The following is a 25,574-nucleotide window of genomic DNA, read 5'->3' as shown; positions in this document are numbered from 1 at the left end:
CTCGACACGTCGTCCCCGCCTTGTGCGGAATTGCGCACTTGGCAGGGACGACGTCGTTCTTGCAGCCGTCACTCCGCCGGCGCCAGTAGCCGCGACGTCAGATCGCTCAGCGCCCGGCGAAAGATTCCGGCGTCGTTGCGCGCCCGCGCCAAAACCAACGCGCCCTGAATGGTCAACAGCGCATCTTCCGCGCGCCGCTGCGCCTGGCTCTTGCTCAATCCGGATCGCCGCAACAGCTGCGCCAGCGCGACATGCCAGCGCGCAAAATAATCGTCGACCGCTTCGGCAAATGTGTCGCGCGCAGAACCGAGTGCCACCAGTCCAACCAGACAGACGCGATCGCCGGAATGAAAATACTGGTCGACGCCGGCGATCATTGCCGCGATCGCGCGCGCGGGATCGGAGGCCTCGCGCAACGGCGCGTAGATGTTGAGTTCGAACCAGCCGTCGATGTCGGCCAGCACCTCGGTGGCCATCTGCTCCTTGCCGCCGGGAAACAGGTGATAGAGGCTGCCCTTGCCGAGCCCGGTGGCCTCGGTGATCAGCGTCAGCGAGGCCCCCTCATAGCCATGGGCGCGAAACACCTCGCCGAGCGCACGCAACACTTCCCCGCGCTCGACGCCCTTCTTCAGCATGGCGTCACAGCGGGTTCTCGCTTAAGCCCGCGACATCGGCCGGGCGCGGCCCAGGCGCCGGCCAGTGGAAGCGCCGTTCGCTCTCCTTGATGGCGATATCGTTGATGCTGGCCTCGCGCCGCCGCATCAGGCCGTGTTCGTCGAACTCCCACTGCTCGTTGCCATAGGAGCGATGCCACTGCCCGGCATCGTCGTGCCATTCGTACTGGAAGCGCACGGCGATGCGGTTCTGATCGAACGCCCAGAGGTCCTTGATCAGGCGATAGTCATGCTCCTTCGTCCCATTTGCGGGTGAGGAATTCGACGATCGCATCGCGTCCTTCAAAGAATTCGGCGCGGTTACGCCAGCGGCTGTCCTCGGTATAGGCCAGCGACACCCGTACCGGATCGCGCGAATTCCAGGCGTCTTCCGCCATGCGGGCCTTCTGGGCGGCGGTTTCGCGGGTGAACGGCGGCAGCGGCGGACGCGACATGAGGTTTCTCCGGGATTGGCGATCCCGCGACATTGTACCGATCGGTACAGGGAGTCAATCGGTAAGAATCAATCCAGATCGGCCTTCATCAAAAGCCGCAGCGATTTCGGGATCGGCTTCGCCCGACCCTCGCTGATGAAGGCGACGCGGACCTCTGCCTTGACCAGCACCTCGTCGCCGCGCCGCACCTCCTGCGCCAGCGTGATGGAGGCGCCCTTCACCGCGACCGGCCATGTCACCACGTCGAGCACGTCGTCCATGCGCGCGGGGCGCAGAAAATCGAGCTGCATCGAGCGCACCACGAAGGCAAAACCCGGCGTCTCCTCCTGCGCCTGTTCGAACAGCGCATGCTGTTCGGCGCCCATCAGCCGCAGATGGTTGGTGCGCCCGCGCTCCATGAAGCGCAGATAATTGGCGTGATAGACAATGCCGGAGAAGTCCGTGTCCTCGTAATAAACGCGGACCTGCATGTGATGGCGGCCGTCACGGATCTCGCCGTCGAGAATGGGTGATGTCACTTGCGGTCCCTGATCGCGCTGGAAAGCAGTGGTTTTGCGCAAAATCAGCCCGGCACGCAAGCGCAGCGAGGTTCCGCTACGCCACCGCCGGCCGCGCCGCGCCCAGCGTCACCAGCACGATTTCCGGGGGGACGCCGAGCCGGAACGGCATGATGCTGCAGCCGAGGCCGCCGGAGACCACGACGTCGCAGTTCATCTTGATGTGGCCATAGGCGAGCTGCTGTCCGGACGGCGCGATCGGCGACCAGCCCAGCATCCGCACCTGGCCGCCATGGGTATGCCCGGAGAGCTGCAGCGCCACGCGCGAGGTCACGCGCCGGGCGATGTCGGGCTCATGCGCCATCAGAACGACGGGGGCATCGTCGGTGACCTTCGCCAGCGTCGCGCCGAGATCGTCGACGCCGATGCGCTTGAGCGGCCTGAAGCGGCGCGCCGGCATATAGGCGAGTTGGTCGCCGAGACCGGCCAGCCAGAACGAATGACCGTTCTTGGTCAGTTTCTTCGCATCGTTCTCGTAAACCGGAATGCCGGCGGCCTCCAGCGCGCGGCCTGCCGACGGCAGTCCGTGCCCGTCCCGCTGCACCGTCTTGTCTTCCCACCAGTCGTGATTGCCGAGCACGGCGTGAACGCCGAGCGGCGCCTTCAGGCCGGCGAGCGCCGCCGCCCATTCGGCATCGGGAATGATGCGCGTCACCTTGCGATGCCCAGTCACATAGTCGCCGAGCATGACGACGATATCAGGCTTGAGCGCGTTGGTGCGTTCGACAATCGCCTGGATGTGATCGAGCGACATCCAGGGATCGCAGGCATGGAGGTCGGCAATCGCGGCGATCCTGAGCTTGAGCCCTGCTGGCCACTGCGGCGGTGAGATGTGGTACCGCGCGACGCGAAGCCGAACGACCGGTGCGCTGAATCCGTAGGCGGTGGTGGAGACGCCCAGCGCGCCCAATCCACCCATGGCTCTCAGAAAGTTACGGCGTGTTAACATGTGATCCAATCGTGATGCATCGCGAACATGGTGGCGGATTGAGCCCGAATTGCGGTGCGCTTGTGCAGAAGGTCAGCAGAGCTGCAGCAACTTCTCACCAACGGTTCTGCCCCACCAGCGCATCCAGCCGCGCCTTCAACTCGTCCGGCGCACGGTAATACCAGACGCCGCCGAGCAGATCATGGAACCGCTTGTTGGCAGACGCTTCGCGCTCGATGCGGTCGATGGTCTCCATGCTGATGACGTCTTCGAGCGGACCGGCGGCGAGCAGCGACAGCATCACCGGGTTGGTCTCGATCTTCAGGATCTCGACGATCAGATCGATCGCCTTGTCGGGATCCTCCTCCCGCAGCTCGCTCTCGTAATCCATCATCGCGAAGAAATTGTCATCGCGGTCGCGTTCGGATTTCGAATATTGCTCGACCCAGGCGCGCGCCAGTTCCGCCACCGACATGGCCTCGCAATCGAGCGGATGCTTCGGCGTCCGGCGCGCGAGATCGTCGGCGCGCCAGCCCTTGCTGTCGGCAATCGACTCGATGCGGCGCTTGAACGGTTCATCGGGGTCCGAAGTGCATCCCACCCAGCAGCCAGCGCAGCCCGGCGTTTTGCTTCGCTTCGGCTTCGATCCGTCCGATCACGGCGGCGCCGTGCGCAAAGAGCAGCGACAGCATGAACTTGTCGTTGAGCTGCATCACCGTCGGCTTGTCCGGCTCGGTGCGCAGCACTTCGAGCGCGAGATCGAGCGCGCGGTCCGGCCGCTTGTGCGGCAGATGGTCGAAATAAAGGAATGCCGACCAGGAGGCGCCCGTCCGGTCGCGCCGGCTCAGGCGCTGCGCCGCGCCCCACATCGAGGCGAGCTCTGATATCGGCATGGCGTCGAGCAAGACTTCGGTATCGTCCGGCGTCGCCAGTTCCGGCGCCGCCGCGATGAGGGCCAGCATGTCAGCGTCTTCGGTCGAACCCATCATTGTTGCACTCCACGGCAAGCAGACCCGGCGCGGAAGCGCGCCTGGCATTTGCCCCTTAGTGCATCGCTGGAAGGATCGGGTTCGAAGCGATCAATCGTCGCTGTCACCATTGCCGAACAGGCCGAACTGCGCGGGATCGCGCGTGGGCTCAGTGAGGCCGAGATGACGGAAGGCGTGCGAGGTCAGGAGCCTGCCGCGCGGCGTGCGCTGCAAATAGCCACACTGGATCAGGAACGGCTCGATGATGTCCTCGATGGCGTCGCGCGGCTCCGACAGCGCCGCCGCCATGGTCTCGACGCCGACCGGCCCGCCGCCGTAGTTCAGCGCGATCGTCGTGAGATAGCGCCGGTCCATGGCATCCAGGCCGGCGGCATCGACCTCCAGCGCGCTCAGCGCGTGGTCGGCGATGGCGCGGTCGATGGAGCTCGCGTCCGCGGCGGATGCAAAGTCACGCACGCGGCGCAGCAGGCGGCCGGCGATGCGCGGTGTGCCGCGGGCGCGGCGCGCGATCTCGTTGGCGCCGTCAGGCGACATGCCGATATTGAGCACGCGGGCGCCGCGGGTGACGATCTTCTCCAGCTCTTCCTCGGTGTAGAAATTCAAGCGAACCGGAATGCCAAAGCGGTCGCGCAACGGATTGGTCAACAGCCCTGCGCGCGTGGTGGCGCCGACGAGGGTGAATTTTGCCAGATCGATCTTGACCGAGCGCGCCGCAGGTCCCTCGCCGATGATGAGGTCGAGCTGGAAATCCTCCATCGCAGGGTAAAGCACTTCCTCGACCGCCGGGCTGAGGCGATGGATTTCGTCGATGAACAACACGTCGCGCTCTTCGAGGTTGGTGAGCAGTGCTGCGAGATCGCCGGCCTTTGCAATGACGGGACCCGAAGTGGCGCGGAAGCCGACGCCAAGCTCGCGCGCGACGATCTGCGCCAGCGTGGTCTTGCCAAGGCCCGGAGGGCCAACGAACAACACGTGATCCAGCGCTTCGCCCCGCTTGCGCGCTGCCTCGATGAAGATCGAGAGATTCTTTCGCGCCTGCGCCTGGCCGACGAACTCCGACAGCAATTGCGGACGCAGCGCGGTGTCGCCTACATCGTCGGAACGGCGCTCGGGCGTGACGATGCGGGAGGGCGGGTTCACTCGCTGCCCCGCTTGTACTTGTTGGGCAGGAGTTCGCCGATGCTCACCACTTTCGGCGCACGGCCGCTGTCGGGAACGATGACCCGCGCTTTGGCGTCGTAGTCATGGATCAGCTCGCGACAGATGCCGCAGGGCGAGACAACCGCGATCTTGCCGGGCTCGCCGGGCTTGGGGTGACGCACGGCGACGATGGTTTCGATACCGTGGTCACCATTTTCGGTGATGGCGCGGCCGATGGCGATCGCTTCGGCGCAGACCGCGATCCGGCCGATATAGGCGTCAATATTGACGCCGGTGACGATACGGCCGTCGCGGGTGCGCATGGCAGCACCGACCTCCTGCCAGTCATTGCGATAGCGCTGGCCTATAGCTTCGGTGGCCGCGGCGATCAGTTCCTGATCCTTTTTGCTCGGCATGATGGAGAATGCGTTCCTTTAGTCAGATCGTAGGGTGGGAAAAGGCGCTTTGCGCCGTGCCCACCCTCTCCCCGGTTATATCAAATGGTGGGCACGCTTCGCTTTGCCCACCCTACGGTCTCGACACTCATTTCGACAATTCCTTCAAGCCCAGCCGGATCAGTTGCGCCGTCTCGGCCTTCTCGCCAGCGCTGCGAGAGGCAGCGGCGATGGCCGCAGCTGCCTGGGGCTGGCCGTAGCCGAGATTGACCAGCGCGGAGATCGCATCCGTGACCGGGCGCGGCGCGCGGTGGTCGTCGACCGCGCCAGCAAGATGCACGACGGCGGGATCGACATTGGCAAAGGCCGGCGCCTTGTCCTTCAATTCGCTGACGATACGTTCGGCGACTTTCGGGCCGACGCCGGGCGTGCGCGATACCGCGGCCTTGTCGCGCAGCGCAATCGCATTGGCGAGTTCGGTCGGCGGCAGCGTCGAGAGCACGGCGAGTGCGACCTTGGCGCCGACGCCCTGCACGGTCTGCAGCAGGCGGAACCATTCGCGCTCGGTATCGGTGCGGAAGCCGAATAGCTTTATTTGATCCTCGCGCACGTATGTCTCGATCGACAGCACCGCCGCATCGCCCGGCGATGGCAGCGCCTGCAGCGTGCGCGACGAGCAATGCACCTGATAGCCGACGCCGCCGACGTCGAGGATCACATAATCCTCGCCGTAGGAATCGATCAGGCCTTTCAGTTTGCCGATCATAGGCTCGCTACCCTTAGCCGCAGCGCTGCGCCCTGGCGGTGATGGGCGTGCGTGATGGCGATCGCCAGCGCATCGGCGGCGTCGGCGGATTTCGGCTCGGCCTTCGGCAGCAGGATCTTCAGCATCACAGCGATCTGGTTCTTGTCGGCGTGTCCGGCGCCGACCACAGTCTTCTTCACTTGATTGGGCGCATATTCCGCAACCGATATGCCGAACATCGCAGGCCCGAGCATGGCAACGCCCCTCGCCTGGCCGAGTTTGAGCGTGGCGACGCCGTCCTTGTTCACAAAGGTCTGTTCGACCGCAGCCTCCGCCGGCCTGAAATCGCCGAGCACTGTGGCGAGCCCTTCATGGATCGCCAAGAGGCGGCTGGCCAGCGGCAGATCGTCCGGCGGCTCCACCGAACCGCAGCCGATGAAGACGAGCCGGTTGCCCTCGGTCTCGATCACGCCCCAGCCGGTGCGGCGCAGGCCGGGGTCGATGCCGATGATCCGAACGGGTTGGCGAATCGGTGGGGGTTTCATGGCCTAGTGATAACGCCAGAGCCGGGTGAACGAAACATAAAGAGAACGGAAATCCCCTGCCCGGGACGTCGATACGCCTTCCCATGTCATCCCCGCGAAAGCGGGGATCCAGTACGCCGCGGCTTCTCGGGACCAAACCAGGTCTCTGGAATACTGGATCGCCCGGTCAAGCCGGCGACGACAGCGGAATGTGGAGGCGCAAGGGACGACCTATCCGCCCATCTTGGCGACCAGTGCGTCCGAAATCTCGAAATTGGCATAGACGTTCTGGACGTCGTCGTGCTCGTTCAAAAGGTCCATCAGCTTCAACAGCTTCTCGCCGGTCTCGTCGTCGACGGCGATGGTGTTCTGCGGCTTCCAGGTCAGCGCCGCCTTGCGGGCTTCGCCGAATTTCGCTTCCAGCGCCTTGGCGACCTCGCGAAAGGTTTCCTGCGAGGCGTAGATCTCGTGGCCGCCTTCGCTGGAAACCACATCGTCGGCGCCGGCCTCGATCGCTGCATCCAGCATCGCGTCGTCGGAGGCTTTGCTGGAATCATATTCGATGATGCCGGTGCGGTCGAACATGAAGGCGACCGAGCCGGTCTCGCCGAGATTGCCGCCGGACTTGGCGAAGAAGGAACGGATGTCGGAGGCGGCGCGGTTGCGGTTGTCCGTCAGCGCCTCGACGATCACGGCGACGCCGCCGGGGCCGTAGCCCTCGTAGCGGATTTCGTCGTAGCTCTCGCTGTCGCCGCCGGTCGCCTTCTTGATGGCGCGCTCGATATTGTCCTTCGGCATGTTTTCCTGGCGCGCCGCGATCACGGCCGCGCGCAGCCGCGGATTCATGGCCGGGTCCGGGGTTCCGAGCTTGGCCGCCACCGTGATTTCCCGCGCCAGCTTGCCGAACAGTTTCGACTTCTGGGCATCCTGCTTGCCCTTGCGGTGCATGATGTTCTTGAACTGGGAATGGCCGGCCATGCAGGGTCTCTTGGATTCGTCCGGGAGGGATGCGGGGTGAAAGCGCGGCCTTATAGGCCGGCAATCGGTCAAAATCAAAGATTTGCGGTCCCCTCAGGTATGCAAGTAGTGCCGCGTGCCGGAATATCAGGCAGTTGTTAACCATGACTTCATGCTCGGATGAGAGGATTTCGTAGCAGTCCTCAACTTTTAAGAGACGTCATGGCGTTCGGTTTGTTCAAAAAGCGGGTGCCAGAACCGGCTGCGCCTGCCGCTGAAGCCAAGGTTCCGCAGGCCTTGGCCGCGACCGAGGCCGTCGCCGGGGACGATTCGGCCAAGGCGATCCTCGAACTGCTGGAGCTCGAACTTGGCGCGATGATCCGCCAGCTCGAACGCGCGGCCAATTCGGTCGCAGGCGGCGCCGAGGCGACCGCTGCGACGCTTTCCACCATCCGCCAGCGCACCAACGCCCTGACCGACCGCACCAGCGCCGCACAGGGCACGGCGACGACCTTTTCGCACGCCGCCGACAAGTTCACCCAGTCGGCGCAGGGAATCGGTTCCCAGGTGCGCGACGCCGGCAAGCTCGCCGACCAGGCCAGCGACGCCGCCCGCGAGGCCAGCGCCAATGTCGACCGCCTGAGGGAATCATCGGCGGCGATCGGCAATGTCGTCAACCTGATCGCGCAGATCGCGCGGCAGACCACGCTGCTGGCCCTCAATTCCACCATCGAGGCCGCCCGCGCCGGCGAGGCCGGGCGCGGCTTCGCGGTAGTCGCCACCGAGGTGAAGGCGCTCGCGGTGCAGACCCAGAACGCGACTGAAGAGATCACCAAGAAGATCGAGGCGCTGCAGCGCGACGCCGCGGGCTCGGTCGACGCCGTGCATCGCATCTCGCAGGCGATCGAGGCGATCCGCCCGGTGTTCGCGAACGTCAACGGCGCGGTTGCCGAGCAGAACGCGACGACCGGCGAAATGGCTGAGAACGCGGCTTCCGCCTCCAGCTTCATCGGCTCGGTCGGCGAGAGCGCCACCGAGATCGATCACGCGACCAAGGAAGCCGAAGTACATGGCGAAAGCGTCGCCAAAGCCGGACGGGCGGTCACCACGTTTGCGCAGAAGCTCAAGTCGCGTTGCGCCGTGCTGCTGCGGCAGGGAGAGAAAGAAGATGACCGCCAGGACCGCCGCAAGGACCAAAGGCTGCCTTGCAGCCTCAGAATCGAAATTGCCGCCCCGCGCGGGGTGATATCGGCACCGGTCTACGAAATTTCCATGGGGGGCATTCTGGTCAGCGGGGCAGACGCGGAAGCGCTGGCGCAGGGCCAGAGCTTCAACGCGACGCTGCAGGATATCGGCGCCTGCCGGCTTCGCATCGTCCAGCGGTCGAAGGCCGGCGCGCACGCGCAGTTCGAAAGGCCGGATGCGGCGCTGACCGAAAAGATCGAAGACAAGTTGTGGTCGATCCAGGACGACAACACCGAGGCGGTGACCCGCGCGATGGAAGCCGGCGCGGCGTTGAAGAAGATTTTCGATGGTGGCATCGACAGCGGCGCGATTTCGATCGAGGACATGTTCGACACCAACTATGTCGAGATCGCGGGCAGCAATCCGGTGCAGTACCGCACCAGGATCCTGGACTGGGCCGACCGCGCACTGCCGCCGTTCCAGGAAGCGTTCCTGGCCAGGGACAAGCGGATGGCGTTCTGCGCCATGATCGACACCAACGGCTACCTGCCGGTGCACAACAAGATCTATTCGCACCCGCAGCGGCCGGGCGACGTCACCTGGAACACCGCCAACAGCCGCAACCGCCGCATCTTCAACGATGCGGCCGGGCTTGCCGCCGGGCGCAACCAGCGCGCCTATCTGATCCAGAGCTACGCCCGCGACATGGGCAACGGCAACACCGTGATGATGCGCGAGATCGACGTGCCGATCCGCGTCAAAGGCCGCCACTGGGGCGGCTTCCGCACTGCCTACCGGCTCTAGTGCGCTCTCAGGCAAGACCCCAAGGCGCGAATCACGCTCTAAACTTGGAATTGGAATGCGATCGCTGCGGTGGGCCGATCATCGGCTCTGACTGGAGAAAGTTCGAACATGTCCTTTGTGCAGCGTGCAGTCCTGGACACTCAATCCAACCAGACACTGGCTGAACGACTCATTGACCAGCTTGCCAACCGCATCGGCGGACTCGGCGTGGAACTTGCCGATATCGCCGGCAACGTTCAGGAGGTCGCCAGCCGCGTCGCGAATCAGTCGGAGCGGTTCCACCACTTGCAGAAGACGGCCCAGACGATGGTCTCGGCCAACCGCGACATCGCTAACGCATCGCAGGCGGTGCAATCGACCACGTCCGCAGCCGTCGTAGAAATCGTTCAGTCGCGCAGCGCGGTGGATACGGCCGTCAAGCACATCGCCGAACTCGTCGAAGCGGTTGGCCGCATCGAGGCCCGGCTCAGCGCCGTCGGCTCGGCTCTGTCGCAGGTTGCAAAAGTTTCCGGCTCGATCGAGGCGATTGCGAAGCAGACTAACCTGCTGGCGCTCAATGCCACGATCGAGGCGGCGCGCGCTGGAACCGCCGGCCGCGGCTTTGCCGTGGTCGCGAGCGAAGTGAAGAGCCTGGCGGAGGGCACTCGCCAGGCCACGCAGCAGATTTCCGATACCATGCGCGATCTCGATGGCCAGATCGGCAGCCTGATCGGCGAGAGCAGCGACGCCTCACTCCGCGCCAAGAGCGCCGGTGACGGCGCACAGCAGATCAGCGGGATCATCGCGCGCGTACACCAGGGCATCGCGTCCGTAGGCCAGGAGATCGACGGCGTCGCCAGGGCCGCGACGTCCAATCTCGGCCATTGCGACACCGTTATCACCGAGCTTAGCGAGCTCGCCAAGGGCGTCGACCTCTCCTCGCGCGATCTCAAGCACGCGGACGAACGGGCGGCAAAGCTGCTCGAGACCTCCGAAGACCTGATCGCGCTGATCGCCGACAGCGGCGTCGAGACCTCGGACGCACCGCTGATCCGCGTCGTCGTCGACACCGCCAAGCGCATCTCGGCCGAGTTCGAGGCCGCGATCGACCGCGGCGAGATCACGGTCGAGCAGCTGATGGACGAGAAGTACCGCGAAATCGCACGCACCGATCCGAAGCAATATCTGACCGACTATGTCGCCTTCACCGACCGCGTCCTGCCTTCCATTCAGGATCCGATCCAGAAGAGCGATCCGCGCATCGTGTTCTGCGTCGCCTGGGCCAAGGGCGGTTATCTGCCGACCCACAATCCGAACTACCGCCTGCCGCAGGGGAGCGACCCCGTCTGGAACAACGCCAATTGCCGCAACCGCCGCCTGTTCAACGACCGCGCGGTGAAGAAGGTGGCGGCGAACACAAAACCGTTCCTGCTGCAGACCTACCGGCGCGACATGGGCGGCGGCAATTTCGTGCTGATGAAGGACCTGTCGTCACCGATCGTCGTCCGCGGCCGCCACTGGGGCGCTTTCCGGATGGGTTTCCGGCAGAGCTAGAGCATGATCCGGAAAAGTGGGTACCGGTTTTCCCTCGCGACAAACGCGGAACGCGTTTGCGCGGAGATCATGCTCAAATCAAAGAGATAGAGCGGGATGACGATTCGAAGAAACGTCATCCCGCTCTAGCGCTAACTCACGAGCGCGTAACCGAATCCGAAATGGATACGGGCTTGACGAAGGCCACGCCATCAGCTGCGAGCTTGTCATGCCGGGTTGCGACGACATTGCTTGATCTTGCTAAATGTCAGCCGCGCCTGCGCTCTGCCGCGCGGCTTTTTCCTGTACCACGATTCCTTCCAGCCGTGAGATGTTCTCCAGCAGGCGCTGGCTGGTCAGGACGAGGAAGTAATAGCCAAATTGCGGATTTTGAAAATAGATCTCGAGCAGCTTGTCATAAGTTATGGTCAGTACCTGCCCGTCCTCTATGCATTCGACCGTCGCGGTTCGCTGCTTATTGGGCGTCAGGAAGCCAAGTTCGCCCACGATGCGTCCCGGCGGAAGTTCGACGCCGATTTCCGTGACTAGATACCTTCCTGTGATTGTCAGGAACATTTCGTTGGCTGCATCGTCCTTCTTGCACAATGTATCGCCGCGGCGATATCTGCGCTCGGTCATGAACGGTCTGAGCCATTCCATCGAGGTGTCGCTCTCGGTCGCGATACGTGCCTTCTTGATCAGATTGCGCATTTGACGGAGGCGCACGGCATTGATCGGCAGCAAAAGCAGATAAAGCAGAAACGTTGCGACGTTGCCGGAGAGCGCGCCAAAGGCAACAAAGAATGTACAGCCGGCCATGTTCGCAATGCGCAGCGGCACCATTGTCTGCATCAGCAAGGTCGCGACAAAGAAGATGGCGCCAATCAGGGCGAACATGTTGGCAAGCGTGATGTTGGCCAACCCGATTTCCAGCAGGCGATTGAATAGTGCGTCGTAGGTAATGTTGTTGGGATCAAGGCCCATCTGAACCAGAATCTTTGCGATCCTGAGATTGTCCGCCGCCGTATCGAGAATGCGGTTCAATACCGTCGAAAAATCTGCATTGCTGGACGCCATCGGACCATCCCCTGCGTCATTGCCGCTTTAGTTGACATGCCTCAACAGGCGCGCGCACTCAAATGACGACGATCACATCAGTTCGATTAAACCTGATGCAAGCGCGCTGCACAATCGTGTGATGTGCCGCGTCGGCGATGCAGATCAGCATTGCGGAAAATATCCTCGCTTCCTGGCTCGCGGCGGCGCGATATTTCCCACGCCTAACCCGGTGTCCGCTGCCTGACCGGCCGCGACCGTCGAACGCACGTATCCTCACTTTCCGTTCTGAACCTTCCTTGTTCGAACTCGTTGTTTGTCCGGCTTGGAACCCGGCAATCAGATCTGAGCGTCTTGGTCGACAGCGGGCTGTAGCGTCCGAGCACCATGCTTGCGCGCCGCCCCAGGCAGGTGGAGATGAAAATGGCGCGATCTGGCACAGCAAAGCGTGTAACGCGGACCGCCACGCTGCCGGAGAAAATTCCGATCAGGCTGACCGTCAACGGCAGCCAAATGGAACTCACGGTCGCCCCATGGACGACGTTACTTGATGCGCTGCGCGACCATCTCGACCTGACCGGCACCAAGAAGGGCTGCGACCACGGACAATGCGGCGCGTGCACCGTGCTCGTCGACGGGCGGCGGATCAATTCCTGCCTGACGCTGGCTGTCATGAAGGAGGGCGCCGAAATCACCACCATCGAGGGCCTTGCGCGCGATGGTGAGCTGCATCCGCTGCAGCAGGCATTCATCGATCACGATGCGTTTCAGTGCGGCTACTGCACATCGGGACAGATCTGCTCGGCCGCCGGGCTGATCGCCGAAGGCAAGGCAAGAACGCCCGACGAGATTCGCGAACTCATGAGCGGCAACATCTGCCGTTGCGGCGCCTATCCGAACATCGTGGCGGCAATCCTGCAGGCGATGGAGCGCTCATCATGACCCCATTCCAGTACGCGCGCGCCAACGACGTCGCCGACGCCATCAAACAGATCGCCACAGACCCATCCGCAAAATTCATTGCGGGCGGCACCAACCTGATCGACCTGATCAAATACGATGTCGAAGGCCCGGCCCGGCTGATCGATATTTCGCACCTGCCGCTCAGGAGCGTCGAGCCAACCGCCGCCGGCGGCCTTCTGATCGGGGCGATGGTGCCGAATACCGATCTCGCCTATCACCCGCTGATCGAAGAGCGCTATCCGCTACTGGCGCGCGCGATATTATCAGGCGCGTCGCAACAGTTGCGCAACATGGCCTCGACCGGCGGCAACCTGCTGCAACGGACGCGCTGCTTCTACTTCTACGACACTGCGACGCCATGCAACAAACGGGTGCCGGGCAGCGGCTGCTCGGCAATTGACGGTGTCAACCGCATCAACGCGATCCTCGGAACGAGCGAATCCTGCATCGCCACGCATCCGTCCGACATGTGCGTGGCGCTCGCAGCCCTCGAAGCCACGGTGCATGTCGCAGGCCCGGCCGGGGCGCGCAGCTTCGCGTTTGCAGATTTCCACCGGCTGCCCGGCAACACGCCGCAGCGCGACACCAATCTGGAACCCGATGAGATCATCACGGCCATCGAGCTTCCGCCAAAGGGTTTTAGCGCGAACTATTCCTACCTGAAGATCCGCGATCGCCTGTCCTATGCGTTTGCCCTTGTATCGGTCGCGGCGGCGCTCGAACTTGACGGCGACATGATCAAGGAGGCCCGTTTGGCGCTCGGTGGCGTCGCGCATAAACCATGGCGCAGTTCCGCGGCCGAAATCCTCCTGCGCGGCGAGCGCGCCGACGCGAGCGCATTCGCGCGAGCCGCGGACATCCTGCTGCGCGGCGCCAAGGGCTGTGGGCACAACAATTTCAAGATCGGCCTTGCGCACCGCGCCATCATGCGGACGCTCAGCCAGGCCGCGCGGGGGACGCCGCAGTCGTTATCCGACAAGAAAATACGGTGAGCGCCATGGCCAGCTATATCGGATCAGCGACATCCCGTATCGACGGCAGAGCCAAGGTCACCGGCGAAGCCAGATATGCCGCCGAATTCAACGTCCCCGGCCTGGTCCACGGCTATGTCGTCGAATCGACGATCCCGAAGGGACGGGTCGTGCGCATCGATACCAGCGGGGCGCTGAACGTTGATGGCGTGATCGACGTGCTCACCCATCGCCACCGGCCGCCTATGGCCGACAAAGACGACGCCTTCAAGGACGAAGTCGCGCCGGAAAAAGGTTCACCCTATCGCCCGCTCTACGACGACGGCATTCATTTCAGCGGACAACCGCTCGCGCTGGTGTTGGCGGAGGATTGGGAAACCGCCCGCGTCGCGGCCTCCATGGTGCGGGTCGAATACCAGAAGGAGCCTCACGCTACGAATCTGCACGCGCAACGCGACAAGGCGTTTGCCATCGACGCGCCGGCAAAGCCACGCGGCGATGCCGATAAAAATTTTGCGACCGCCGCCGTGCGCCACGTGGCCGAATACTTCATCCCGACCGAGCACCACAATCCGATGGAATTGTTCGCCTCGACGGCAATGTGGGACGACGGCAAGCTCACGGTGTACGACAAGACGCAGGGCGTGCAGAACGTCCAGAAATATCTCTGCGGCGTGTTCGATATGCAGCCTGACGCGGTTCGCGTCATGTCGCCCTATATGGGCGGCGGCTTTGGGGCCGGCCTGCGCCCGCAATACCAGGTCGTGCTCGCGGTGCTGGGCGCGCGCGCACTCAAGCGCCCGGTACGCGTCATGCTGACCCGCTCGCAGATGTATGCGCTCGGCCACCGGCCCGCGAGCATCGAACGCGTCGCGCTCGGGGCCAACAGCGGCGGCACGCTCGACGCGATGACGCATGAGGCGATCGCCGTGACCTCGCAATTCGAGGAATTCGCGCGCAACGATACCGGCTGGGGAAACCTGCTTTACAAGAGCGCCACCGCAAAATTTGGACACCAGCTCGTCAGGCTGGACGTGCCGACCTCCTGCGACATGCGCGCCCCGGGGGCAGCGACCGGGGTCTATGCGCTCGAATGCGCGATGGATGAACTCGCCATCGCGCTCAAGATCGATCCGGTGCAGCTTCGCCTGCAATGCTATTCCGACCGCGACCAGGGCGAGGACCTGCCCTATACCAGCAAGCAACTGCGCGAATGCTACCGGCAGGGCGCGGCGGCGTTCGGCTGGGATAAGCGCCAGGCGGAGCCGCGCTCAATGCGCGACGGCAGCGAACTGGTCGGCTGGGGCATGGCGACGGGCGTCTGGGAAGCCCTGCAGATGCCGGCCACGGTCCGGATCGTGCTGACGGCCAATGGCCACGCGGAAGTCGCGACCGCGGCCTCCGATATCGGCACCGGGACTTACACGATCATGGCGCAGGTCGCGGCCGACATGCTCGGCCTGCCGATCGACAACATCAGCGTCAAGCTCGGCGATTCGACATTGCCGCAATGTCCGCTGGAAGGCGGATCGTGGATCGCGTCCTCGGTCTGCAATGCCATCGCGAACACGGCGCATGCGGTTCGCGGCGACTTGCTGAAGCTTGCCAAGGCGATGAAAGATTCGCCGCTGGCGGATGCCGACGTGGAGGATGTTGCGCTGATCGATGGCAAGATCGTCAGCAAGCGCGATGCGAATCGCGCCGTCCCGATCGCAAGCGCGATGCAGTCCGACAACGCCGAACGCATCACGCGCGAGGAAGCCAACAAGGTTGCCGAAGACAAGGCTCACGCGCGCAATGTCCACTCGGCCGTCTTCGCGGAGATCAAGGTGGATGAAGACCTTGGCGTCATCCGCGTCACCCGCGTAGTCAATGCGGTGGCCGCCGGCCGCATCCTTAACCTCAAGACCGCCCACAGCCAGATGATGGGCGGCGTGGTCTGGGGCATCGGCATGGCGCTACACGAAGAAACGCTGTTCGACCACCGCTTCGGACGCGTCATGAACGCCAACATTGCCGAATACCACGTGCCCGTGAATGCCGATGTGCATGACATCAATGTCATCTTCGTCGAGGAGCCGGACGAGATCGTCAATCCGCTCGGCATCAAGGGCCTCGGCGAAATCGGCATCGTGGGCGTGGCGGCAGCGATTGCCAACGCGGTCTATCATGCGACGGGAAAGCGCGTGCGCGACCTGCCGATCACGCTCGACAAGGTGGTTCAGTTCAACTGAAGGCCCTCGTCAGACCCAGAACGCCGGCACCGCTGGCTCGAGCCTTCCACCGATCCGCACCGGCGCCACACGCAGCGCGAGCCCGGTGGCATCATCGGTCTCGACCGCGACGCCGCTGAGTGTCGCCACGCCAACCGCCGGTTCGAAGCGGCCTGAGGGAATGCCGGTCGTGAAGCGCCGCAGCGGCTCTTCCTTCTGCATGCCGATGACGGAATCATAGTCGCCGGTCATGCCGGCGTCGGTCATATAGGCGGTGCCTCCGGTCAGGATCTGATGATCGGCGGTCGGCACGTGGGTGTGGGTGCCGACGACGAGGCTGGCGCGGCCGTCGCAGAAGAAGCCGATGCCCTGTTTCTCGCTCGACGCCTCACCATGAAAATCGACCACGATCGCGTCCGCCGCCTCGCGCAGCGGACAGGCATCGAGTTCGCGGTTGAGCACCGCGAAGGGATCGTCGAACGCGGTCATGAAGACGCGGCCGATGGCGTTGACGACAAGCGCGCGCTTGCCGTTCTTGGTGTCGACTAGCGCCGCGCCACGGCCCGGCGTGCCCTTCGGGAAGTTCGCGGGGCGGACCAGCTTCGGTGCGCGCTCGATGAACACCAGCGCCTCGCGCTGATCCCACGCGTGATTGCCGAGGGTTACGGCATCGGCGCCGGCGTCGAGGAATTCCTGATAGATCGCCTCGGTGATGCCAAAACCGCCGGCGGAATTCTCGCCATTGACGACGACGAGGTCGAGTTGCCAGTCTCTGACCATACCGGGCAGATATTCCGCGATCGCGGTGCGGCCTGCCCGGCCGACCACGTCGCCAACGAAGAGAATACGCAAAGTTCAACTCCGGAAATCGAACACTTTCTTTTCCGTTAGCACATAATCCAGCGCCACGTCGTGGGGCAGCGCGGGAACGGCTTTTATTTCCTGCAACGAAAATGCGGCGCCGACGGCCGTGATGGCCTTCACTTTACGCAAATGGGCGAGCGTGAAGTCGTAATGTCCCGCGCCATAGCCGATGCGGTGGCCCTCGCGGTCGAACGCCGCCAGCGGCACTAGCATGATATCGGGAATGAGTTCGGCCGCGGCCGGCGACGGCTCGAGGATACCGAGCGGCCCCATCATCAGGCGGTCGTCGGGCGACCAGGCGCGAAACGCCAGCGATTTTCCGCGCGCCATCACCGCTGGCAGCGCCAGCTTCGCGCCTTGTTCGGCGAGCTTGCGCATCAAGGGGGCCGGGTCGATCTCGCTGCGGATCGGCGAGTAGCCGGAGACGACCATGCCCGGCAGAATCGCGAACGGCACGCCACGCTTGGCCATCGCCTGCGCCGCGGCCGCGCGCTGCTCGTCGCTCAACGCATCGCGTTTCGCCAGCGCGGCGGTGCGGAGGTCGGCTTTCGACAGGGTTGCCGTCATGCAGTATCTTTCCGCTGTCATCACCCGCCTTGTGCGCTGAAGCGGGGGATCCAGATTTCCAGAGACTTCAGTGATTCAACCGAGACGCCGCGGCGTACTGGATACCCCGCATTCGCGGGGTATGACGGGACGCGCGGGTAAGACCAAGTGCAAGCAACCAAAACAAAAGTGCGAAGCCGCGTACGCCGTTGAAGCACTCGATCCCGGAGTTCCCTACGAAAGTAGGTGGGCACCATATGTCCGGATCCACGGACCCGGCCAGGGACAGTTCCCTAAAGGATCGATAAGGCCCCGGGGATATATGGCTCCTGACGCACGACGCAGCTTCGCAAACGCAATGTAAGCGTTACAGACCCAATCCGCCAGCGCTATCCCAGCACTTCACCCGATCGCGACGCCGTTGCCGATGGTACGGTTGATGACCTGTGTGGTTTTTTCGATGCGGTCGGCGGCGGCGTTGAGGGCATTGGCGACCGCAACCTGGGTGGCCTTGGCGCGGTCGGCGGCGGCGACGCGCACGTTGCGCAGGCTTTCGAGTTCGCCCTCCAGCGCGCGGATGCGCGCGTTGGCATCCAGCAGTTCATCGCACACGGTGAGCGCGGCCATCACCGTGAGGCGCGCATCGCCGATCTCGCCGAACTTGCCGCGCAACTCGCCGACCCGCGTTTCCAGGCTCTCGGCAAGCTTCAGGAGCCGCACTTCCTGCCCTTCCTCGCAGGCCATGCGATACTGCCGGCCGTTGATGGTGACGTTGATGTGGCTCATTCATCCTCTCCGGCATCGAGCACCGCACGGATGGTGCCGATCGCGACATCCAGTTTTTCTGATATCTCGCGGTTGGTGCGCTCCAGTCGCCGCGTCTTCACCAGCGAGCCGTCGAGTTCGTCGGCGAGCCGCGAGCGATCGGCGCCGAGCGCCTGGATCCGGCTCGCCAGCTCGTTCTCGTCGCGGTCGGCATCGCGCCGCCGCTCGGCCGCGGCCTCGAGCGCGTCGAGCGCCATCATCAGGCGCCGCGTGGCGGCGTCGATGTCGGCATAGACCGGCTCGGCATTGCCGGCCCCGTTGGTGTAACGATCGCTCATGGGAGGCAGCGCGCACCTTCGCGTAGGCCCGCCGCACGGCAGCAAAATCCGCGGTTCGGCAAGCGGTTAGAGCACGAAATTTACGTGGCAAGCGAGGGAAGCGCAACGCCCGCGCGAAGCTATGCACCGCAAAGCAACTTTTCGCATGGCAAGCGCGTTTCCCCGCCTTGGACTCACGGGGATTGTGGTGCTATCCAGCCCCGACTTTCCCTTAAGCCACGCCCGTATTGCGGCCTTTGCCCGGTACGTACCCACAACCAAGCACCTCATTTCAGGCGGATTTTCATCATGACGCAGGTCGATCATACCCGTATGGCCAATGCGATTCGCGGGCTTGCCATGGATGCCGTCGAAAAGGCGAAATCCGGCCATCCCGGCTTGCCGATGGGCGCCGCCGACGTCGCGACCGTACTGTTCACACAATTCCTCAAATTCGACGCTGCTGCTCCGGCTTGGCCGGACCGCGACCGCTTCGTGCTCTCGGCCGGACACGGCTCGATGCTGCTCTATGCCTTGCTGTACCTGACCGGCAACAAGGACATGACGCTCGACCAGATCAGGAATTTCCGTCAGCTCGGCTCGCTGACGCCGGGACATCCCGAGAACTTCGAGACCAGCGGTGTCGAGACCACCACCGGTCCCCTTGGCCAGGGCATCGCCACCGCGGTCGGCATGGCGCTGGCGGAAAAGATGCTGGTCGCGGAATTCGGCAAGAAGGTGGTCGGCCACCACACTTACGTGCTCGCCTCCGACGGCGACCTGATGGAAGGCGTGTCGCAGGAAGCGATCGCGATGGCCGGACACTGGAAGCTCAACAAGATGATCGTGCTGTACGACGACAACGGCATCTCGATCGACGGCCCGACCTCGATCGCCGATTCGGTCGACCAGGTGAAGCGCTTCAAGTCCGCGGGCTGGGCCGCCGAATTGATCGACGGCCACGACCCGAAGGCGATTGCCGCCGCGATCACCCGCGCGCAAAAATCCAACAAGCCGTCCCTGATCGCCTGCAAGACCACCATCGGCTATGGCGCACCGACGCGGGCCGGCACGGCGAAGGCGCATGGCGAGGCGCTCGGCGCCGACGAACTCAAGGGCGCCAAGGAAAAGCTCGGCATCTCGCTTGAGCCGTTCTCCGTACCCGACGACGTCTTGAAGGCATGGCGTGCCGCCGGCAGCCGCGGCGCTGCCGCGCGCGAAGAGTGGCAGGCCCGCTTCGACGAACTCGGCACCCGCAAGCGCGCCGAGTTCGAGCGGCGGATGCGGCACGAGCGGCCGGCTTCGCTGGCGAAGGCGCTGCGGGCGCACAAGAAGGCGCTGCTGGAAACGCCGCAGAATATCGCCACGCGGAAATCCTCCGAATCCGCGATCGAGGCGATTGCATCGGCGATGCCGATGGAATTCCTTGCCGGCTCCGCCGATCTCACCGGCTCCAACAACAACAAGGCGAAATCGGCCGTGGCGTTTTCGGCCAAGACGCCGAAGGGCCGTTTCATCCATTACGGCATCCGCGAGCACGGCATGGCCGCGGCCATGAACGGCATCTTCCTGCATGGCGGTTTTGCGCCGAACGGCGCGACCTTCCTGATCTTCACCGATTACGCGCGCCCGGCGATGCGGCTGGCCGCGCTGATGGGCACGGGCGTCGTCTACGTGATGACCCACGATTCGATCGGGCTCGGAGAAGACGGCCCGACGCACCAGCCGGTCGAGCATCTCGCCGCGCTGCGCGCGATTCCCAACATGCGCGTGTTCCGGCCCTGCGACGCGGTCGAGGTCACCGAATGCTGGGAACTGGCGCTCAATCGGATCGACGGCCCGACGGTGCTGGCACTCACTCGCCAGAACCTGCCGCAACTCCGCACCAATGCGCCGAACGATAACCCTTGCGCGCATGGCGCCTATGAGCTGGTCGCGGCGCAGGGCGACGCCAAGGTGTCGCTGTTCGCCTCGGGCTCCGAGGTCGAGATCGCGGTGGCCGCCCAGAAGCAGCTGGCTGAACGCGGCATCGCGTCGCGGGTGGTCTCGGTGCCCTCGCTCGAACTGCTGCTGGCGCAGCCGGCGGACCGGCGCAAGGCCATCATCGGCAATGCCCCGGTCAAGATCGCCATCGAGGCCGCGGTACGCTGGGGCTGGGACGCCGTGATCGGCCCGGATGGTGAATTCGTGGGCATGCACGGTTTCGGCGCCAGCGCGCCCGCCAAGGACCTTTTCAAGCACTTCGGAATTACCGCCGAGGCCGTCGTTAACGCTGCCCAGAAGCGCTTGGGCTGACGGTTGAGATTACTGGGAAAAAGGACTACCTAGACCCCCATCTTGACCGTTCCCGCCCGGCCGAACCGGGCGTTCCGCCGTAAGCCCCTCGTGGAACGTTTCCGCGGGGATGGCGCCAGCTATCAGAGGAGAAACAAGCATGGCAGTCCGGGTCGCGATCAACGGATTTGGCCGCATCGGCCGCAATATCTTGCGGGCCATCGCGGAATCCGGCCGCAAGGATATCGAAGTGGTCGGGATCAACGATCTCGGCCCGGTCGAGACCAACGCCCATCTGCTGCGCTTCGATTCCGTGCACGGCCGGTTCCCCGGCATCGTCACCGTCGATGGCGACTCGCTCAGCCTCGGCAATGGCAAGATCAAGGTTTCCGCCGAGCGCGATCCCTCCAAGCTGCCGTGGAAAGAACTCGGCGTCGACATCGCGCTGGAATGCACGGGCATTTTCAGCGCCAAGGCCAAGGCATCAGCGCATCTGACCGCCGGCGCCAAGCGCGTACTGGTTTCGGCGCCCTCCGACGGCGCGGACGCGACCATCGTGTTCGGCGTCAATCACGACAAGCTGACCAAGGATCATCTGGTCGTTTCCAACGGCTCCTGCACCACCAACTGCCTGGCGCCGGTCGCCAAGGTGCTGAACGACACCGTCGGCATCGAGACCGGCTTCATGACCACGATCCACGCCTATACCGGCGACCAGCCGACGCTCGATACCCTGCACAGCGACCTCTACCGCGGCCGTGCAGCAGCGATGTCGATGATCCCGACCTCGACAGGTGCGGCCAAGGCGATCGGCCTGGTGCTGCCGGAGCTTCAAGGCAAGCTCGACGGCGTCGCGATCCGCGTGCCGACGCCGAACGTCTCGGTGGTCGATCTCAAGATCGTCGCGCAGCGCAAGACCGACGTGAAGGAAATCAACGAGGCGATGAAGCGCGCTTCGGAACAGCAGATGAAGGGCATCCTCGGCTACACCACCGCGCCCAACGTCTCGATCGACTTCAACCACGACCCCCACTCGTCCACGTTCCACATGGACCAGACCAAGGTGCAGAACGGCACGCTGGTGCGGGTGATGTCCTGGTACGACAATGAATGGGGTTTCTCCAACCGCATGTCGGACACCGCGGTTGCGATGGGGAAGCTGCTGTAAGTCTCGTGTCCCGGCAGCGTCGCGGCACAAAGTGACGCGACGCTGAGCCGGGACCCATTCCAGCGTAGGTCCCGGTTCTGCAGCGCAACGCTTCGCGCTGCGCAGCGCCCGGGACAAGAGAGCGCCAATGCCGAAAACATTCCGCACCCTCGATGACGTCGACGTGAAGGGCAAGCGCGTGCTGCTGCGCGTCGACCTCAACGTACCCATGGAAAACGGCCGCGTTTCCGACGCGACCAGGCTCGAGCGCGTCGCGCCGACCATCACCGAGATTTCGTACAAGGGCGGCAAGGTCATCCTGCTCGCCCATTTCGGCCGGCCGAAGGGACGCGACGCCAAGGATTCGCTCAAACCCGTCGCGGCGGCGCTGGGGCACGTCATCAAGAAGCCGGTCGCCTTCGCCGACGACTGCATCGGCGAGGCCGCGGCCAAGGCCGTGGCTGCGATGAAGGACGGCGACATCCTCTGTCTGGAGAACACCCGCTTCCATAAAGAGGAAGAGAAGAACGATCCGGCGTTCGTAGCTGAGTTGGCAAAGCTCGGTGACATCTGGGTCAACGATGCCTTCTCGGCCGCGCACCGCGCGCATGCCACGACCGAAGGCCTCGGCCACAAGCTGCCCGCCTATGCCGGCCGCACCATGCAGGCCGAGCTCACTGCGCTTGAGAAGGCGCTGGAAGCGCCGACCAAGCCGGTCATCGCGATCATCGGTGGCGCCAAGGTATCGACCAAGATCGACCTGCTCGAAAACCTCGTGACAAAAGTCGATGCGCTGGTCATCGGCGGCGGCATGGCCAACACCTTCCTGCACGCGCAGGGTGTCGGCGTCGGCAAGTCGCTGGCTGAGAAAGATCTCGCGGCAACCGCGCTGCGCATCATGGAAAAGGCCGAGGCTGCGAACTGCGCCATCATCCTCCCCGTCGACGCCGTGGTCGCCTATCACTTCGCGGCCAACTCGCCCTCGCACGCCTATGGGCTCGATGCGATTCCGGCCGACGGCATGATCCTCGACGTCGGGCCGCAATCGATCGCGCGGATTCATTCCGCGATCGACGACGCCAAGACACTGGTCTGGAACGGCCCGCTCGGCGCGTTCGAAATGACGCCGTTCGATCGCGGCACCATGGTGGCTGCCAAGCATGCGGCCGACCGGACCAGGGCCAGGAAACTGGTTTCGGTCGCCGGCGGCGGCGACACCGTCGCGGCGCTGAACCAGGCCGGCGTGGCCGACGATTTTTCCTATGTTTCGACGGCCGGCGGCGCGTTTCTCGAATGGATGGAGGGCAAACCGCTGCCCGGCGTCGAAGTTCTCAAACTACGTTAGTACCGAAATTAGTGGAGCGCCAAAGGCGCGGCAAATACAGGAGAATTTGAATGGCTCGCATTACCTTGCGTCAACTGCTCGATCATGCGGCAGAGCACGATTACGGGGTGCCGGCCTTCAACATCAACAACATGGAGCAGGCGCTGGCCATCATGGAGGCCGCCTCCTCGCTCGATGCGCCCGTCATCATCCAGGCCTCGCGCGGCGCGCGCTCCTACGCCAACGACGTGATGCTCAAGCACATGATGGACGCGGTCACCGAAATCTATCCGCAGATCCCGGTCTGCGTGCATCTCGATCACGGCAACGAACCCGCGACCTGCATGACCGCGATCCAGGCCGGCTTCACCTCGGTCATGATGGACGGCTCGCTGAAGGCCGACGGCAAGACCCCCGGCGATTGGGACTACAATGTCGGCGTGACCAAGACCGTCACCGACATGGCCCATCTGGGCGGCATCTCGGTGGAAGGCGAACTCGGCGTGCTCGGCTCGCTCGAGACCGGCATGGGCGACAAGGAAGACGGCCACGGCGCCGAAGGCAAGCTCTCGCACGACCAGTTGCTGACCAATCCCGACGAAGCCGTGAAGTTCGTGAAAGAAACAAAGGTCGATGCGCTGGCGATCGCGATGGGCACTTCGCACGGCGCCTACAAGTTCACCCGCAAGCCGGACGGCGACATCCTCGCCATGAAGGTGATCGAGGAGATCCATCGCAAGCTGCCGAACACGCATCTGGTGATGCATGGCTCGTCCTCGGTGCCGCAAGACCTGCAGGAGATCATCAACGCCAATGGCGGCAAGATGAAGCCGACCTGGGGCGTGCCGGTTTCCGAAATTCAGCGCGGCATCAAGAACGGCGTGCGCAAGATCAACATCGACACCGACAACCGCATGGCGATGACCGGCCAGATCCGCAAGGTTCTGAAGGACAATCCGGAAGAGTTCGATCCGCGCAAGTATCTCAAGCCGGCGATGGAAGCGATGGCCAAGCTGTGCAAGCAGCGGCTGCAGGAATTCAATACCGCAGGCCAGGCCAGCAAGATCAAGAAGGTGCTGACGACGGCCGAAATGGCCAAGCGTTACACCAAGGGCGAACTCGACCCGCGGGTGGCCTGACCGGCACCCGCGCCCTGCAAACGCCCCCGGTGCGACGAACGTTTTCTAGGCAATTGCCCGAGAACCGCCTATTTTGGTGCGCAAGGGCATGATGTTACTGGAGAACTTCGATGAATCTTGCTGACCTCAACAAGGTTGCCCTCGCCATGGTCACCCCGGGCAAGGGCATTCTCGCCGCCGACGAATCCTCGGGCACGATCAAGAAGCGTTTTGACGCCATCAAGGTCGAATCGACCGAGGAGACGCGCCGCGACTATCGCGAGATGCTGTTCCGCTCCACCGAGGCGATGAGCAAATACGTCTCGGGCGTGATCCTGTACGACGAGACGATCTGGCAGAACGCGAAGGACGGCACGCCGCTGGTCAAGCTGATCGAGCAGTCCGGTGCGATCCCCGGCATCAAGGTGGATGAGGGGACGCAAGGCTTGCCGCAATGTCCGGGCGAACTGGTGACTGTCGGCCTCGACAAGCTCGCCGAGCGGCTGAAGAAATATTACGAGCGCGGTGCGCGCTTCGCCAAATGGCGCGCAGTGATCGATATTGGCAGCGGCACTGACGGCCGGGGCATTCCCACCATGACCGCAATCAGCGTCAACGCGCATGCGCTGGCGCGCTATGCGGCGCTGTGCCAGGCGGCGCAGATCGTGCCTATCGTGGAGCCGGAAGTGCTGATGGATGGCGATCACGACATCGACCGCTGCTACGACGTCACCCAGCGCGTTCTGAACAAGACGTTCCAGGAATTGCGGGTGCAGCGCGTCGAACTCGAAGGCATGGTGCTGAAGCCCAACATGGCCATTTCAGGCAAGAAGTGCGCGAGGCAGGCTTCCGTCGAGGAAGTCGCGGAGAAGACCGTGCGCATGCTGAAGGCGTGCGTGCCCGCGGCCGTGCCGGGCATCGCCTTCCTTTCCGGCGGGCAATCCGACGAGGACGCGACCGCGCATCTGAATGCCATGAACCGGATCGGCGGCATGCCTTGGCGGCTGACCTTCTCCTATGGCCGGGCGCTGCAGGCGGCGCCGCAAAAGGCATGGTCGGGTAAGGCCGAGAATGTCGCCGCGGGCCAGCGCGCCTTCACGCACCGTGCGCAGATGAACGCGCTGGCGAGCAAGGGCGAGTGGGAAACCGGCCTTGAAAAGAAGGTCGCCTAG

The 25,574-nt window shown here is 63.9% G+C and carries 25 protein-coding genes, 1 other RNA gene and 1 pseudogene; 10 read left to right on the top strand and 17 right to left on the bottom strand.

Annotation, left to right across the window (positions count from 1 at the left end; genetic code table 11):
- Positions 1 to 68: 68 nt before the first annotated feature.
- From ACVWVY_RS11050 to ACVWVY_RS11000, 11 genes and pseudogenes are all read right to left on the bottom strand, one after another.
- Positions 69 to 635 (bottom strand): TetR/AcrR family transcriptional regulator, encoded by a 567-nt coding sequence (locus tag ACVWVY_RS11050; protein WP_456626402.1) that lies wholly within the window; start codon positions 633 to 635, stop codon positions 69 to 71.
- Between the two features lie 4 nt (positions 636 to 639).
- Positions 640 to 1,108: pseudogene (locus ACVWVY_RS11045) on the bottom strand (nuclear transport factor 2 family protein).
- A 68-nt stretch (positions 1,109 to 1,176) separates the two neighbouring features.
- Positions 1,177 to 1,626 carry a tol-pal system-associated acyl-CoA thioesterase gene (gene ybgC, locus ACVWVY_RS11040; RefSeq protein ID WP_456626401.1) on the bottom strand — a complete coding sequence of 150 codons (450 nt, stop codon included), beginning with the start codon at positions 1,624 to 1,626 and terminating at the stop codon, positions 1,177 to 1,179.
- A 76-nt stretch (positions 1,627 to 1,702) separates the two neighbouring features.
- The gene (locus ACVWVY_RS11035; RefSeq protein WP_456626400.1) at positions 1,703 to 2,614 is read right to left on the bottom strand and encodes a metallophosphoesterase; all 912 of its coding nucleotides are present in this window, start codon (positions 2,612 to 2,614) and stop codon (positions 1,703 to 1,705) included.
- Positions 2,615 to 2,708: 94 nt separating this feature from the next.
- Positions 2,709 to 3,194: a DUF6869 domain-containing protein gene (locus ACVWVY_RS11030; RefSeq protein ID WP_456626399.1), complete on the bottom strand. Its 486-nt coding sequence runs from the start codon at positions 3,192 to 3,194 to the stop codon at positions 2,709 to 2,711.
- A complete protein-coding gene (locus ACVWVY_RS11025) occupies positions 3,169 to 3,582 on the bottom strand; it encodes a DUF6869 domain-containing protein (protein ID WP_456626398.1) in 414 nt (137 codons plus the stop codon). Before ACVWVY_RS11025 ends, ACVWVY_RS11030 begins: the two co-directional genes overlap by 26 nt.
- 90 nt (positions 3,583 to 3,672) lie before the next feature.
- Positions 3,673 to 4,722 carry a Holliday junction branch migration DNA helicase RuvB gene (gene ruvB, locus ACVWVY_RS11020; protein ID WP_456626397.1) on the bottom strand — a complete coding sequence of 350 codons (1,050 nt, stop codon included), beginning with the start codon at positions 4,720 to 4,722 and terminating at the stop codon, positions 3,673 to 3,675.
- Positions 4,719 to 5,138 carry a cytidine deaminase gene (locus ACVWVY_RS11015; protein WP_456626396.1) on the bottom strand — a complete coding sequence of 140 codons (420 nt, stop codon included), beginning with the start codon at positions 5,136 to 5,138 and terminating at the stop codon, positions 4,719 to 4,721. Before ACVWVY_RS11015 ends, ruvB begins: the two co-directional genes overlap by 4 nt.
- Positions 5,139 to 5,265: 127 nt before the next feature.
- The gene (gene ruvA, locus ACVWVY_RS11010; protein ID WP_456626395.1) at positions 5,266 to 5,883 is read right to left on the bottom strand and encodes a Holliday junction branch migration protein RuvA; all 618 of its coding nucleotides are present in this window, start codon (positions 5,881 to 5,883) and stop codon (positions 5,266 to 5,268) included.
- On the bottom strand, positions 5,880 to 6,407 hold the full coding sequence (gene ruvC / locus ACVWVY_RS11005) for a crossover junction endodeoxyribonuclease RuvC (RefSeq protein ID WP_456626394.1): 528 nt from the start codon (positions 6,405 to 6,407) through the stop codon (positions 5,880 to 5,882). The genes ruvA and ruvC overlap by 4 nt, the downstream gene beginning before the upstream one ends.
- 210 nt (positions 6,408 to 6,617) lie before the next feature.
- Complete coding sequence (locus tag ACVWVY_RS11000) at positions 6,618 to 7,364, bottom strand: YebC/PmpR family DNA-binding transcriptional regulator (protein ID WP_456626393.1); 747 nt, start codon at positions 7,362 to 7,364, stop codon at positions 6,618 to 6,620.
- Positions 7,365 to 7,565: 201 nt separating this feature from the next.
- Here ACVWVY_RS11000 and ACVWVY_RS10995 point away from each other — a divergent pair, with 201 nt between their 5' ends.
- Both ACVWVY_RS10995 and ACVWVY_RS10990 read left to right on the top strand, forming a co-directional pair.
- The gene (locus tag ACVWVY_RS10995) at positions 7,566 to 9,332 is read left to right on the top strand and encodes a methyl-accepting chemotaxis protein (protein WP_456626392.1); all 1,767 of its coding nucleotides are present in this window, start codon (positions 7,566 to 7,568) and stop codon (positions 9,330 to 9,332) included.
- 108 nt (positions 9,333 to 9,440) lie between these two features.
- On the top strand, positions 9,441 to 10,865 hold the full coding sequence (locus ACVWVY_RS10990; protein ID WP_456626391.1) for a methyl-accepting chemotaxis protein: 1,425 nt from the start codon (positions 9,441 to 9,443) through the stop codon (positions 10,863 to 10,865).
- Between the two features lie 240 nt (positions 10,866 to 11,105).
- Here ACVWVY_RS10990 and ACVWVY_RS10985 read toward each other — a convergent pair whose 3' ends face one another.
- Complete coding sequence (locus ACVWVY_RS10985; protein WP_456626390.1) at positions 11,106 to 11,921, bottom strand: Crp/Fnr family transcriptional regulator; 816 nt, start codon at positions 11,919 to 11,921, stop codon at positions 11,106 to 11,108.
- Between the two features lie 402 nt (positions 11,922 to 12,323).
- Here ACVWVY_RS10985 and ACVWVY_RS10980 point away from each other — a divergent pair, with 402 nt between their 5' ends.
- Genes ACVWVY_RS10980 through ACVWVY_RS10970 form a run of 3 tightly spaced genes read left to right on the top strand, consistent with a single transcriptional unit; the run spans position 12,324 to position 16,068 of the window.
- A complete protein-coding gene (locus ACVWVY_RS10980; protein WP_456626389.1) occupies positions 12,324 to 12,842 on the top strand; it encodes a (2Fe-2S)-binding protein in 519 nt (172 codons plus the stop codon).
- On the top strand, positions 12,839 to 13,855 hold the full coding sequence (locus ACVWVY_RS10975) for an FAD binding domain-containing protein (RefSeq protein WP_456626388.1): 1,017 nt from the start codon (positions 12,839 to 12,841) through the stop codon (positions 13,853 to 13,855). The genes ACVWVY_RS10980 and ACVWVY_RS10975 overlap by 4 nt, the downstream gene beginning before the upstream one ends.
- 5 nt (positions 13,856 to 13,860) lie before the next feature.
- Entirely contained in the window at positions 13,861 to 16,068 is a 2,208-nt protein-coding gene (locus tag ACVWVY_RS10970) for a xanthine dehydrogenase family protein molybdopterin-binding subunit (RefSeq protein ID WP_456626387.1), read from the top strand.
- 9 nt (positions 16,069 to 16,077) lie between these two features.
- Here ACVWVY_RS10970 and ACVWVY_RS10965 read toward each other — a convergent pair whose 3' ends face one another.
- From ACVWVY_RS10965 to ACVWVY_RS10945, 5 genes are all read right to left on the bottom strand, one after another.
- Positions 16,078 to 16,899 (bottom strand): TIGR00282 family metallophosphoesterase, encoded by an 822-nt coding sequence (locus ACVWVY_RS10965; RefSeq protein WP_456626386.1) that lies wholly within the window; start codon positions 16,897 to 16,899, stop codon positions 16,078 to 16,080.
- Positions 16,900 to 16,902: 3 nt separating this feature from the next.
- Positions 16,903 to 17,478 carry a 5-formyltetrahydrofolate cyclo-ligase gene (locus tag ACVWVY_RS10960; RefSeq protein ID WP_456626385.1) on the bottom strand — a complete coding sequence of 192 codons (576 nt, stop codon included), beginning with the start codon at positions 17,476 to 17,478 and terminating at the stop codon, positions 16,903 to 16,905.
- Between the two features lie 169 nt (positions 17,479 to 17,647).
- Positions 17,648 to 17,808: non-coding RNA, 6S RNA (gene ssrS, locus ACVWVY_RS10955), on the bottom strand.
- A 51-nt stretch (positions 17,809 to 17,859) separates the two neighbouring features.
- On the bottom strand, positions 17,860 to 18,243 hold the full coding sequence (locus ACVWVY_RS10950; RefSeq protein ID WP_456626384.1) for a cell division protein ZapA: 384 nt from the start codon (positions 18,241 to 18,243) through the stop codon (positions 17,860 to 17,862).
- Positions 18,240 to 18,560: a DUF4164 domain-containing protein gene (locus ACVWVY_RS10945; RefSeq protein WP_456626383.1), complete on the bottom strand. Its 321-nt coding sequence runs from the start codon at positions 18,558 to 18,560 to the stop codon at positions 18,240 to 18,242. Before ACVWVY_RS10945 ends, ACVWVY_RS10950 begins: the two co-directional genes overlap by 4 nt.
- 288 nt (positions 18,561 to 18,848) lie before the next feature.
- Between ACVWVY_RS10945 and tkt the strand changes: the two genes are divergently transcribed.
- The 5 genes from tkt to ACVWVY_RS10920 all read left to right on the top strand — a co-directional run bounded on the left by tkt (position 18,849) and on the right by ACVWVY_RS10920 (position 25,574).
- Entirely contained in the window at positions 18,849 to 20,834 is a 1,986-nt protein-coding gene (tkt, locus tag ACVWVY_RS10940; protein WP_456626382.1) for a transketolase, read from the top strand.
- 139 nt (positions 20,835 to 20,973) lie between these two features.
- Positions 20,974 to 21,981 carry a type I glyceraldehyde-3-phosphate dehydrogenase gene (gene gap, locus ACVWVY_RS10935; protein WP_456626381.1) on the top strand — a complete coding sequence of 336 codons (1,008 nt, stop codon included), beginning with the start codon at positions 20,974 to 20,976 and terminating at the stop codon, positions 21,979 to 21,981.
- A 127-nt stretch (positions 21,982 to 22,108) separates the two neighbouring features.
- Positions 22,109 to 23,305: a phosphoglycerate kinase gene (locus ACVWVY_RS10930; protein WP_456626380.1), complete on the top strand. Its 1,197-nt coding sequence runs from the start codon at positions 22,109 to 22,111 to the stop codon at positions 23,303 to 23,305.
- A gap of 50 nt (positions 23,306 to 23,355) precedes the next feature.
- Positions 23,356 to 24,423 (top strand): class II fructose-bisphosphate aldolase, encoded by a 1,068-nt coding sequence (fba, locus tag ACVWVY_RS10925; RefSeq protein ID WP_456626379.1) that lies wholly within the window; start codon positions 23,356 to 23,358, stop codon positions 24,421 to 24,423.
- Positions 24,424 to 24,533: 110 nt separating this feature from the next.
- Entirely contained in the window at positions 24,534 to 25,574 is a 1,041-nt protein-coding gene (locus tag ACVWVY_RS10920; protein WP_456626378.1) for a class I fructose-bisphosphate aldolase, read from the top strand.

Source organism: Bradyrhizobium sp. URHC0002, from assembly GCF_054059515.1.
Note: the sequence above shows the minus strand (reverse complement) of the source record. Positions and strands in the feature narration are given on the sequence as shown.

Excerpts from the sequence above, each read along its gene's own strand:
- ACVWVY_RS11050 (WP_456626402.1), bottom strand. The coding sequence starts at position 635 with ATGCTGAAGAAGGGCGTCGAGCGCGGGGAAGTGTTGCGTGCGCTCGGC.
- ACVWVY_RS11035 (WP_456626400.1), bottom strand. The coding sequence starts at position 2,614 with ATGTTAACACGCCGTAACTTTCTGAGAGCCATGGGTGGATTGGGCGCG.
- ACVWVY_RS11025 (WP_456626398.1), bottom strand. The coding sequence starts at position 3,582 with ATGATGGGTTCGACCGAAGACGCTGACATGCTGGCCCTCATCGCGGCG.
- ACVWVY_RS11015 (WP_456626396.1), bottom strand. The coding sequence starts at position 5,138 with ATGCCGAGCAAAAAGGATCAGGAACTGATCGCCGCGGCCACCGAAGCT.
- ruvA (WP_456626395.1), bottom strand. The coding sequence starts at position 5,883 with ATGATCGGCAAACTGAAAGGCCTGATCGATTCCTACGGCGAGGATTAT.
- ruvC (WP_456626394.1), bottom strand. The coding sequence starts at position 6,407 with ATGAAACCCCCACCGATTCGCCAACCCGTTCGGATCATCGGCATCGAC.
- ACVWVY_RS11000 (WP_456626393.1), bottom strand. The coding sequence starts at position 7,364 with ATGGCCGGCCATTCCCAGTTCAAGAACATCATGCACCGCAAGGGCAAG.
- ACVWVY_RS10995 (WP_456626392.1), top strand. The coding sequence starts at position 7,566 with ATGGCGTTCGGTTTGTTCAAAAAGCGGGTGCCAGAACCGGCTGCGCCT.
- ACVWVY_RS10990 (WP_456626391.1), top strand. The coding sequence starts at position 9,441 with ATGTCCTTTGTGCAGCGTGCAGTCCTGGACACTCAATCCAACCAGACA.
- ACVWVY_RS10985 (WP_456626390.1), bottom strand. The coding sequence starts at position 11,921 with ATGGCGTCCAGCAATGCAGATTTTTCGACGGTATTGAACCGCATTCTC.
- ACVWVY_RS10980 (WP_456626389.1), top strand. The coding sequence starts at position 12,324 with ATGGCGCGATCTGGCACAGCAAAGCGTGTAACGCGGACCGCCACGCTG.
- ACVWVY_RS10975 (WP_456626388.1), top strand. The coding sequence starts at position 12,839 with ATGACCCCATTCCAGTACGCGCGCGCCAACGACGTCGCCGACGCCATC.
- ACVWVY_RS10970 (WP_456626387.1), top strand. The coding sequence starts at position 13,861 with ATGGCCAGCTATATCGGATCAGCGACATCCCGTATCGACGGCAGAGCC.
- ACVWVY_RS10960 (WP_456626385.1), bottom strand. The coding sequence starts at position 17,478 with ATGACGGCAACCCTGTCGAAAGCCGACCTCCGCACCGCCGCGCTGGCG.
- ACVWVY_RS10950 (WP_456626384.1), bottom strand. The coding sequence starts at position 18,243 with ATGAGCCACATCAACGTCACCATCAACGGCCGGCAGTATCGCATGGCC.
- ACVWVY_RS10945 (WP_456626383.1), bottom strand. The coding sequence starts at position 18,560 with ATGAGCGATCGTTACACCAACGGGGCCGGCAATGCCGAGCCGGTCTAT.
- tkt (WP_456626382.1), top strand. The coding sequence starts at position 18,849 with ATGACGCAGGTCGATCATACCCGTATGGCCAATGCGATTCGCGGGCTT.
- gap (WP_456626381.1), top strand. The coding sequence starts at position 20,974 with ATGGCAGTCCGGGTCGCGATCAACGGATTTGGCCGCATCGGCCGCAAT.
- ACVWVY_RS10930 (WP_456626380.1), top strand. The coding sequence starts at position 22,109 with ATGCCGAAAACATTCCGCACCCTCGATGACGTCGACGTGAAGGGCAAG.
- fba (WP_456626379.1), top strand. The coding sequence starts at position 23,356 with ATGGCTCGCATTACCTTGCGTCAACTGCTCGATCATGCGGCAGAGCAC.
- ACVWVY_RS10920 (WP_456626378.1), top strand. The coding sequence starts at position 24,534 with ATGAATCTTGCTGACCTCAACAAGGTTGCCCTCGCCATGGTCACCCCG.